A 9,454-nucleotide genomic window follows, 5' to 3' on the forward strand; every position below is an offset into this window, starting at 1 on the left:
GGCGGGCAAAGCCCGCCGCCCCGGTTTTCCCGTCTTCTATCCGGCCGCGCTCCACGCCCGCGCGAGCCGGTCGAACCGTTCCGCCATCACCCTGTGGTAGGGGCAGGAGGCCCCGCAGACGGCGCGCGCCCGGTCGACCCGGAAGATCACCGCGCGTGCCCCGTCAGGCCCCGCCGCCGGCCGTGCAGGCCCTTCCGCGAGGAAAAAATCCCCCGGTGCAAGGTTTGCGCACGCATCTTTGCCCGCCGCGCCGCCCTCGAGCAGGACGCCCGCGTGCGGGCGGCTCTCCCCCGGCGGCAGCAGCGGTTCCCCGGGCAGGCACGTCCGCTCCCGCGCGCCGATGCAGCCGAGCAGGTGGCGGGTCTCCTCTCCGGAAAAACCCACGAAAAGCGGCGTCTCCGTGATCTCCAACGGGCGTTCCCCCTCTCTCTCACACCGGACGGTCACTCCATCCAGCGCTCTTCAAATTCATCGATCGGCATCGGCCTGGCGAAATAGTAGCCCTGCGCCATGTCGCAACCCACCGCGCGCAGGAACTCGACGTCCTGCGCCGTCTCGACCCCCTCGCAGATGACCCGGAAGTTGAGGTCGACCGCCATCGAGATCATATGCCGCACCAGCGTGCGGTTGCGCTCGTTGAAGCCCCGACCCTGCAAAAAGCCCTTGTCGAGCTTGAGGATGTTCGCCGGGATGGAGGGCAGCACGTTGAGGGAGGAATACCCCGCGCCGAAATCGTCGATCGACACGCCGAAGCCCATCTCCATCAGCTTTTCCAGCAGGGAGCGCACCCGCCCCGCGTTCTGGAAGAGGGCGGTCTCGGTGAGCTCGAACTCGATCATCGCGGGCTCGATCCCCCACCGCCGGGTGAGCTCGAGGATCTTTTCCGCCTGGTTGGGGCTGTCCCCGTGGATGCGGGAGATGTTGACCGACAGCGGCACCAGCCGCTTGCCCGCGGCCTTCCACACGCTCATCCGCTCAAGCACCCGGTCGAGCACGTAGAGGTCGATGCGGGTGACGAAGCCGTTGCGCTCGAAGAAGGGGATGAACTCGTCGGGCGGGATAATGCTCCCGTCCTGCCGCCGCCAGCGCACCAGCGCCTCCGCGCCGACCATCCGGCCGTCCCGCAGGGCCACCTTGGGCTGGAGATAGACGACAAACTCCCGGTTTTCCAGCGCGTACTCCATCCGGTTGGCCATCTGCGCCTCGGCGGAGAGGCGGCGCTTCATCCCCTCCTCGAAGATCGCACAGCCCCCCTTGTGGAAGCCCTTGATGCTTTTGCGCGCGATGTTGGCGTTGTCGATCGCCTCCACGAGGTCCCCCTGCGTGAGCGAGAGGGGGCAGACCCCCGACGCGACCATGACGTTGCTGCCCGGCAGCTTCTCCCGGACGCCGGCGTTGAACTCCTGGTCGATGCGGGAGATGTGCTTTTCGAGCTGGTCGAGCGACTCGTACCGGGTGAGGGAGATGAAGCTGTCGTTGCCCAGGCGGGTGGAGCAGACCGCACCGCCCCGCTCGGTGATCGCGCGGGCAAAGTCGCGCAGCACCTCGTCGCCGGTGGTGAAGCCGTAGGCGTCGTTGATGTATTTGAAGTTGACGATGTCGGAATAGATGATGGCGCACCGGGACCGCGGAGAGGCCGCCAGATAGGCGGCGGCGCGCTCCTTGAAGCTGCCCAGCGAGAGCAGCCCGGTGAGCTCGTCGAAGTTGAGGGCGCGGTCGAGCCGGTACTGCGCCTCGGCGGCGGTGCGCCGCTTGAGGATGTAGGGGGTGACCGCCCGCGCGAACCCCAGCGTAAGCGCGATCTCCTGCCGGGTCCAGTCGTGCCTGCCGCCGCGGTCGCAGACGATCACGCAGCCGCTGAACGCCCCCTCGTCGTAAATGCCGCACTGGAGCAGCGCGCAGCGACGGTCCGGGCGCACGCAGCCCGGCAGCATGGTCCCGTCCGGCTCTGTGTAGACCCCCTCCTCGAACCGCTGGAGGTAGCCGGGCCACTGGGAGAAGGAGAAGGCCTCCTCCGAGCTGATCGGCACCCGCCCGGTCCCCTGCTTCCACAGGTAGGTGGCCTGCAGGCGGTCCCCCTTGGGGGTGCGTTCCAGGATGCCCACGTCGGCGGCGCGGCAGTATTCCCCGATGCGGTCGAGCATCAGGTAGATCGCGCTGTCAATGTCCTTGCTGGAGCTCAGGATGCGCGGAAAGAGGTCGAGCATGCTCTCCATCTCGCCGTCCTGCCAGCGCACCTCGGGGCGGTCCATCTCGTAGAGGTTGAGCAGGCTCTCCTCCCCGTCCGCGCCGCGACCGTCCGGCTCATAGGCCTCGGCGCGGTCCTTGCCGTGCCTTTTGGCGCGGTAGAGCGCGCGGTCCGCCTTGCGGAAGAGCTCCACGTAATGATCGCCGCACCGGGGGCAGTCCGCGACGCCGACGCTCGCCGTGATTTGCAGGTCGGTGAACTCTCCCGCGTAGATGCGCGAGACGCGCGCGACCAGCTCGCCGGCGATCCGCTCCCCCTCCGCGCGGGAGGCGCCCGGCAGGAACACGACGAATTCGTCCCCGCCGATCCGCCCGAGGATGTCCCCCGGACGCACCGTCTCCCGCATCGCCTTGGCGATGTTGGTGAGCAGGACGTCCCCGAAGAGGTGCCCGAGGCGGTCGTTGACCGCCTTGAAATTGTCGATGTCCACCACAAAGAGGCTGCCGGTCCGCACGGGCGGGTCCTGCTCGAACCGCTCGTCGATCAGGCGCTGGACGACCGAGCGGTTGTAAAGCCCCGTCATCGGGTCGCGCTCGGCGGCATCCCGCAGGCGCAGGCGCTCCCGCTTTTCCCGGTCGATGTCCGCCGTACGCCCGACCGTACGCGCCGGGCGGCCGTCGGCGTCGCAGAGGGTGACCCCCTCCGCCCGGTGCCAGCGGTATTCCCCGCCGCCCGGCTGCCGCGCCCGGAACTCGAAGAGAATGTGCGGCTTTCCCTCCCGCAGCTCCCTTCGGAACTGCTCCAGCCGGGGGAGGTCCTCCGGGTGGACCGTGCCCTGCGCGTAGGCGCTGTCCGAAAACCCGGGCGTGCGCATCTGGTCGACCAGCACGCTGCGCACGCTGTAAGGGACGATCGCCACGTCCTCCGCGGCGCTATACTCCCACAGCACCCCGTCGGACATCTGCGCCACCGCCTGGTAGCGCTCGTTTTCCAGCTCGAGCTTTTGCTCGAGCTGCCGTTTTTCCTCGTTGTCCAGGATCACGCACTGGATGACCGGCACGCCCTCCTCGGTGCTGCCGATCATCTTTCCGTAGGCGACCCTCCAGCGCCAGCTCCCGTCCTTCTGGCGGACGCGGTAGTCCGCCACCCCGGTCTGCCGGGTCCCGATCATCTCCCGGACCGCCGTTTCAAAGACGGCTTCGTCGTCCGGGTGCATCAGGCGGATGAAGAGGTCCCCCGCGAGCGCCCGGTACTCCTGGCGGGTATAGCCGTTCAAGCGGTAGAACCCGTCGTTCGCGTAGAGGATGCGCCAGTCTTCACCGAATGAAAGCTGCACGACCCCGCCGGGGATCGTGTTGGTGATGTTCTCCAGGCGGGTCCTGGCGACCACCAGCTCGGTGACGTCGAGGAAGAGGCATTCGAGCCTCCGCTCCCCCTCCAGCTCCGCCAGGCCGCCGTTGAGGTAGAGCCACAGCTCGGTGCCGTCCGCGCGCTGGTAGCGGAACTCGGCCTCTCCCCGGCCCGGATTGTCCGGCTGCTCCCGCATCGCGCAGATCTGTCCGTACAACTGCGGGGACGCCGTTTTCAGCGAGCCCCCGCAGGAGGTCTCGAGATACTCCCGCGGGAATCCCGCCATATCAAAAAAGCCCTCGTCGGCATAGCGCACCGTCGTCCCGCCCGCAAGGGATAGGACGCACCTGCACAGCCGGCTGCTGCACCGTTTTTCAAGTTTCCCCTGAGCCATCTGTCAACGCCCTCTCTCGCGGGGTCCGTCATGGCGATCCGCGCATCCGGATCGCTCCGTCTGAAAATCCCTATTAAGTCAGTATAGCACATTTACCGAATCCTGCCAATTACATTTTCGACAAGAACTCCCTTTCCTGCGGGATCTTCGTCGGTTTTCCGCCCCGTCGGGCGCCTTGCGCGGCTTGAAAAATTCCCGCCGGCGGGGTACAATAGGAACAGAATCTGAACGAACGGACAGGAGGTCTTTAGCATGGGTATTCTGGTGGACGCGAAGGGCAAGCTCTGCCCCATTCCGGTGGTGCTGGCAAAAAAGGAGATCGACGGGGGCGCGGCGGAATTTACCGTCGAGGCCGATAACGCGACGGCGGTGGAGAATCTCCAGCGGCTGGCGGACAGCCAGGGCTACCGCACCACGGTGCAGAGCGCGGACGGCGTCTTTTCGATCGACTTTACCAAGGCCCCCTGCGAGCAGGCCGGCCCGTCCGGCGCGGACGCGCGGGACGCCGGACCCGCGGACCGCTCGTGGGCGGTCTTCGTCGGCCGGGAGACGGTGGGCGAGGGCGACCCCGAGCTTGGCGGCTCGCTCATGAAGATGTTTTTCTACACCCTCTCCCAGTCGGACGACCTGCCGGAGGCGGTGCTCTTCATGAACGGCGGGGTCAAGCTGCCCACCCTCAACGACCAGGTCGCCGGGCACCTGTGCGAGCTTGCCGGCAAAGGCGTGGACATCCTCGTCTGCGGGACCTGCCTCAACTTCTACGGGATCGCCGACAAGCTTCAGGTCGGGACCGTGAGCAACATGTACGACATCGTCGAGCGGATGAAGCGCGCCGGAAAGGTCGTCTCCCTCTGATGGACTGCTGCGTGATCGTCTTTTCCTCCACGCACAGCGCGATGCGCGCGGAAAAGCATCTCACGGGGCGGTTCCCCGTCACGGTGATGCCCACGCCGCGCGCCGTCTCCGCCTCCTGCGGCATCTCGCTGCGCTTCCCGCCCGGGGACGCGGCGGGCGTGCGCGCGGCAATGGAGGAGCTTCCCGGCGAGCGCGGCTGCTGGGAGATCTACCGGCTGGCGCCCGATGGGAAGGCCGACCCAATCGTGCCCACATAACGAAAACGATTGTTCATGTTCCCCATAAGGGACCGGGACAATCGTTTTTATTTTTGTGTAAACTGTTGCATTCGGCTGCGGTTTGCGCTACAATGGGTCTACCAAAAAACAGGGGCATCCCTGCGCAAAAGGGGGGCTTTCCATGCTCGAACGGGTGGAACAGGTCAGCACCGCCGCCGAGATCGTTCTCTCGCTGGCGCTCATGCTGTTCGCGGGCTTTTTTGTCACGCGTCTTACCAAACGGCTGCGATTGCCCAACGTCACCGGCTACATCCTTGCGGGCATCCTGATCGGCCCCTGGGCGCTCCGGCTGATCCCGGTCTCCGTCATCCGGCACATGGACTTCGTCAACGACGTGGCGCTCGCCTTCATCGCCTTCGGCGTGGGGCGCTACTTCAAGCTCTCCGCCCTCAAAAAGAGCGGGGCCAAGGTCATCGCCATCACCCTCGCGGAATCGCTCGTCGCGGCCGCCGCCGTCACCCTCACGATGATCTTTATCTTCCGCCTGCCGGTGCCCTTCTCGCTGCTGCTCGGCGCAATCGGCTGCGCCACCGCGCCCGCCTCCACCATCATGACCATCCGGCAGTACCATGCGAAGGGGCCGTTCGTCAACATCATCCTCCAGGTGGTCGCGCTTGACGACGCCGTCTCCCTCATCGCCTTCAGCGTCTGCACCGTCGTCGTGCAGAACCTCAACGACAGCCGCGCCATGGACTTCGGCCTCGTGCTGCGCCCGCTCTTCCTCAACCTCGCGGCGCTCGCGGTGGGCGTCCTGGGCGGCTGGCTCCTCAGCCGGCTCATCACCGAGGGCCGCTCGCAGGACCACCGGCTGGTGCTCGTCGTGGCGATCATCCTCGGCGTGTCGGGGGTGTGCACCCTCTTCGACGTCTCCCCGCTGCTCTCCTGCATGGCCTGCGGCACCGCCTACTGCAACATCAGCGGCAGTAAAAAGCTCTTTAAGCAGCTCAACGCCTTCGCGCCGCCCGTGCTGCTCCTCTTCTTCGTGCTCTCGGGCATGCGGCTCAACGTGCCCGCGCTGGCGAGCGCGGGCATCATCGGCGTGGGCTACTTCATCGTGCGCATCGCGGGCAAATACGCGGGCGCCTTCCTCGGCGCGGCGGCGGCCAAATGCGACGCCGCCACCCGCAACTATCTCGGCCTCGCGCTCATCCCGCAGGCCGGGGTATCGATCGGCCTTGCCGTGCTCGGCCAGCGGATGCTCCCGCCCGAGATGGGCACCCTGCTCTCGACCATCATCCTCTCCTCCGCGGTGCTCTATGAGATGATCGGCCCCGCCTCAGCCAAAGCCTCGATGGTTCTCGCGGGCGTGATCTCCAAAAAGCCCGATCCCTCCGCCGCAGAACCCGTCGTCGAGCCCAACTCGCCCACGGATTAGAAGTTCCGGACGAAGGCTCCGGTGTTTTGCGGGCCGGCCGTGCCCGACGCCCCCCGTGTTCAAGGCTTAACCCTTTCGCCCGCCTTTCCAAAAAGGCGGCGGGTGAGAAAAGCCCCGGCGTTCCTGACGGAACGCCGGGGCTTTTCGAGGGCGGGGCCCTTTTCCGGGCCGCGGACCTTCGGCGAACGCTTCTCTGCGCCGCTTTCTTCACGAGAGAAAGCGGGCGCGGGGCGGGCTTGCCCGCGCGAAGCGCGGGAGCGGGCCGCCGCGAAGCGGCGGAACCGCCCGCCGTCCCATGGGGACGGCGCAAGCCCGCCCCGCGCCCGCGCCTTCCTCCGCGCGAAAACCCCCGGGACCGCCGATGGCGGCCCCGGGGGCGTCTGTGTCCGGCTTTGCGGCGGGTTCAGCCCTGCGCGGCCTTCCACTCGCGGTATTCGTCGTAGGAGCCCATCCGGTCGGTGATCGTGCCGTCCATGTGGATCTCGATGATCCGGTTGGCGATCGTCTCGATAAACTGGTGATCCTGCGAGGTAAAGAGCAGGTTTCCGGGATAGTCGGCGAGTCCGTTGTTGACCGCCGTAATCGACTCGAGGTCGAGGTGGTTGGTGGGCTGGTCGAGCAGCAGGACGTTCGCGCCGGTGAGCATCATGCGGGAGAGCATGCAGCGCACCTTTTCGCCGCCCGACAGCACCTTGACGGGCTTGTAGACGTCGTCGCCCGAAAAGAGCATCCGCCCGAGGAAGCCGCGCATGAAGGTCTCCTTGTCGTCGGGGGAGAACTGCGCGAACCACTGGAGCATATTGAGGTCGCATCCGTCGAAAAAGGCGGAGTTGTCCTTGGGGAAATAGGCCTGCGAGGTGGTCTGGCCCCATTTGAAGCTGCCCTCGTCCGGCTCGAGCTCCTCCATCAGGATGCGCAGCAGGGCGGTCTGGCCCTGCTCATTTTCCCCGACAAAGGCGATCTTGTCCCCTTTGTTGACGACGAAGCTCACCCGGTCGAGCACCTTGACCCCGTCGATCGTCTTGGAGAGGTCCCTCACCTCGAGGATATCCTTGCCCGCCTCACGGTCGGGCTTGAAGTTGACCCACGGGTAACGGCGGGAGGAGGCGGGCATCTCGTCGACGGTCAGCTTGTCGAGCAGCTTGCGGCGGGAGGTGGCCTGCTTGGATTTGGATTTGTTGGCCGAGAACCGCTGAATGAAGCTCTGCAAATCCTTGATCTGGTCCTCGCGGCGCTTGTTCTGATCCTTCATGATCTGCTGCATCAGCTTGCTCGACTCATACCAGAAATCATAGTTGCCCACATACATCCGCACCTTGTTGAAATCGATGTCGACGATGTGGGTGCAGACGGTATTGAGGAAGTGCCGGTCATGCGACACGACGATCAGCGTGCCGGGGAAATCGAGCAGGAAATCCTCCAGCCAGTCGATCGATTTGATGTCGAGGTTGTTGGTGGGCTCGTCGAGCAGGAGGATGTCCGGCTGGCCAAAGAGCGCCTGCGCGAGCAGAACCTTGACCTTATCACCGCCCTTTAATTCCCCCATGGGCAGGCCGTACATGTCGGGCGAAATGCCCAGGCCCGACAGGATGCGGCCGGAATCGGTCTCGGCGTCCCAGCCGTTCATCTCGGCGAACTCCCCCTCGAGCTCGGCGGCGCGCGCGCCGTCCTCCTCCGAGAAGTCGGGCTTCTCATAGAGGGCGTCCTTCTCCTTCATGACCTCATAGAGGTGGGCGTTGCCCATGATCACGGTATCGATGACCGGATACTGGTCATACTGGAATTGATCCTGCTTGAGCACCGACATGCGGCAGCCCTTCTGGATGGCGATCTCGCCGGTGGTCGGCTCGAGCTCCCCCGAAAGGATGCGCAGGAAGGTGGATTTGCCGGCGCCGTTCGCGCCGATGATGCCGTAGCAGTTGCCCGGCAGAAACTTGAGGTCCGCGTTCGCAAAGAGCTTGGTCCCGCCGAACATCAGGCTGACATTGCTGACTGTAATCATCTGAAACCACCTAACAAATCTTACAAAAATGTTGTCTGTTGTTTGTCACCTGTTCAGTATAGCATGCTTTCCCGATTCGTCAACCGTTCCCGCCCGTTTTTCCCGGATTTTCGGGGCATTCGGCCGCTTTCCCTTTCCTTCCGGTGCGAAAAGGTGTATACTGGCCTTACCATCACTCTGAGCGGCAAAGGAGCGTTCCTTTATGAATATTCTGATCGTCGGATGCGGCAAGGTCGGGTCGCAGCTCTCCAACGTGCTTTCCCGCATGGGCCACGACGTCGCGGTCATTGACCAGAATCCCGCGCATTTTTCCTCCCTCGCGGACGACTTTTCCGGTTACAACGTCACCGGCGTGCCCATCGACCAGGACGTCCTGCGGCGCGGCGGCATCGAAAACTGCGACGCGCTTGCCGCCGTCACCGACGACGACAATATGAACGTCATGGTCTGCCAGCTCGCGAGCGAAATTTTTAAAGTTCCCCGCGTGCTCGCGCGCGTCTACGACCCCCGGCGCGGCAACGTCTTCTCCCACTTCGGGCTGCACACCGTCTGCCCCACCAACATCTCGGTCGACGCGATCTATTCGATGCTCACCGGCCGCGATCAGGTCAAGAACGTCTATCTCGACTCCGCGACCGTCTCCTTCGATGCGGACGAACCCGACGCCAAGGAGATCGGGCTCACCCTCGGCGAGCTTGTCCTGCGCAACAACGCCAAGCAGGGGCTTTTCGGCCTGCTGCACGCCGACGGCAACCTCACCCTCGCGCACCCGAATTCCACCGAGGAGGTCGGTCCCGACGACCGCCTCCTCTATGCCAAAGTGATCGATTAATTTTGCCGCTCGGGGAGCGGAGGAGTTTGTCGGTGGTCGGCCGACGGCGGTCCTTAGGCATACCGCTCAGTGAGCGGTGTAGTTTGCCGGGTCCCGCCCCGGCGGGCGGCCCCATTTCTTGTACAGACAAGAAATGGGGGAAAGAAGCCGCAGGGGGCTTGGGCGGCCTGCCCGGGCTGC

Annotated in this window: 7 protein-coding genes; 4 read left to right on the forward strand and 3 right to left on the reverse strand. The window is 65.2% G+C overall.

Annotation, left to right across the window (positions count from 1 at the left end):
* Window positions 1-36: 36 nt before the first annotated feature.
* Window positions 37-411: a hypothetical protein gene (locus tag NE609_RS15930; protein ID WP_256153089.1), complete on the reverse strand. Its 375-nt coding sequence runs from the start codon at window positions 409-411 to the stop codon at window positions 37-39.
* A gap of 32 nt (window positions 412-443) precedes the next feature.
* Window positions 444-3,932, reverse strand: coding sequence for a GGDEF and EAL domain-containing protein (locus NE609_RS15935; RefSeq protein WP_256153090.1), 3,489 nt, complete (start codon window positions 3,930-3,932; stop codon window positions 444-446).
* 252 nt (window positions 3,933-4,184) lie between these two features.
* Here NE609_RS15935 and yedF point away from each other — a divergent pair, with 252 nt between their 5' ends.
* The 3 genes from yedF (at window position 4,185) to NE609_RS15950 (ending at window position 6,440) form a co-directional block, all read left to right on the forward strand.
* Window positions 4,185-4,787, forward strand: a complete 603-nt coding sequence (gene yedF / locus NE609_RS15940; RefSeq protein ID WP_121587119.1) for a sulfurtransferase-like selenium metabolism protein YedF — start codon at window positions 4,185-4,187, stop codon at window positions 4,785-4,787.
* Window positions 4,787-5,044: a DUF3343 domain-containing protein gene (locus NE609_RS15945; protein ID WP_121587120.1), complete on the forward strand. Its 258-nt coding sequence runs from the start codon at window positions 4,787-4,789 to the stop codon at window positions 5,042-5,044. The genes yedF and NE609_RS15945 overlap by 1 nt, the downstream gene beginning before the upstream one ends.
* Window positions 5,045-5,186: 142 nt before the next feature.
* Window positions 5,187-6,440, forward strand: a complete 1,254-nt coding sequence (locus NE609_RS15950) for a cation:proton antiporter (protein ID WP_121587121.1) — start codon at window positions 5,187-5,189, stop codon at window positions 6,438-6,440.
* Between the two features lie 403 nt (window positions 6,441-6,843).
* Here NE609_RS15950 and NE609_RS15955 read toward each other — a convergent pair whose 3' ends face one another.
* A complete protein-coding gene (locus NE609_RS15955; protein ID WP_121587122.1) occupies window positions 6,844-8,442 on the reverse strand; it encodes an ABC-F family ATP-binding cassette domain-containing protein in 1,599 nt (532 codons plus the stop codon).
* A gap of 202 nt (window positions 8,443-8,644) precedes the next feature.
* Between NE609_RS15955 and NE609_RS15960 the strand changes: the two genes are divergently transcribed.
* Window positions 8,645-9,274, forward strand: a complete 630-nt coding sequence (locus NE609_RS15960; protein ID WP_121587123.1) for a TrkA family potassium uptake protein — start codon at window positions 8,645-8,647, stop codon at window positions 9,272-9,274.
* The last annotated feature ends 180 nt before the right edge of the window (window positions 9,275-9,454 follow it).

The sequence above is a fragment of the Anaerotruncus sp. DFI.9.16 genome, assembly GCF_024461615.1.
In the GTDB taxonomy this organism is placed as follows: domain Bacteria; phylum Bacillota; class Clostridia; order Oscillospirales; family Ruminococcaceae; genus Anaerotruncus; species Anaerotruncus massiliensis.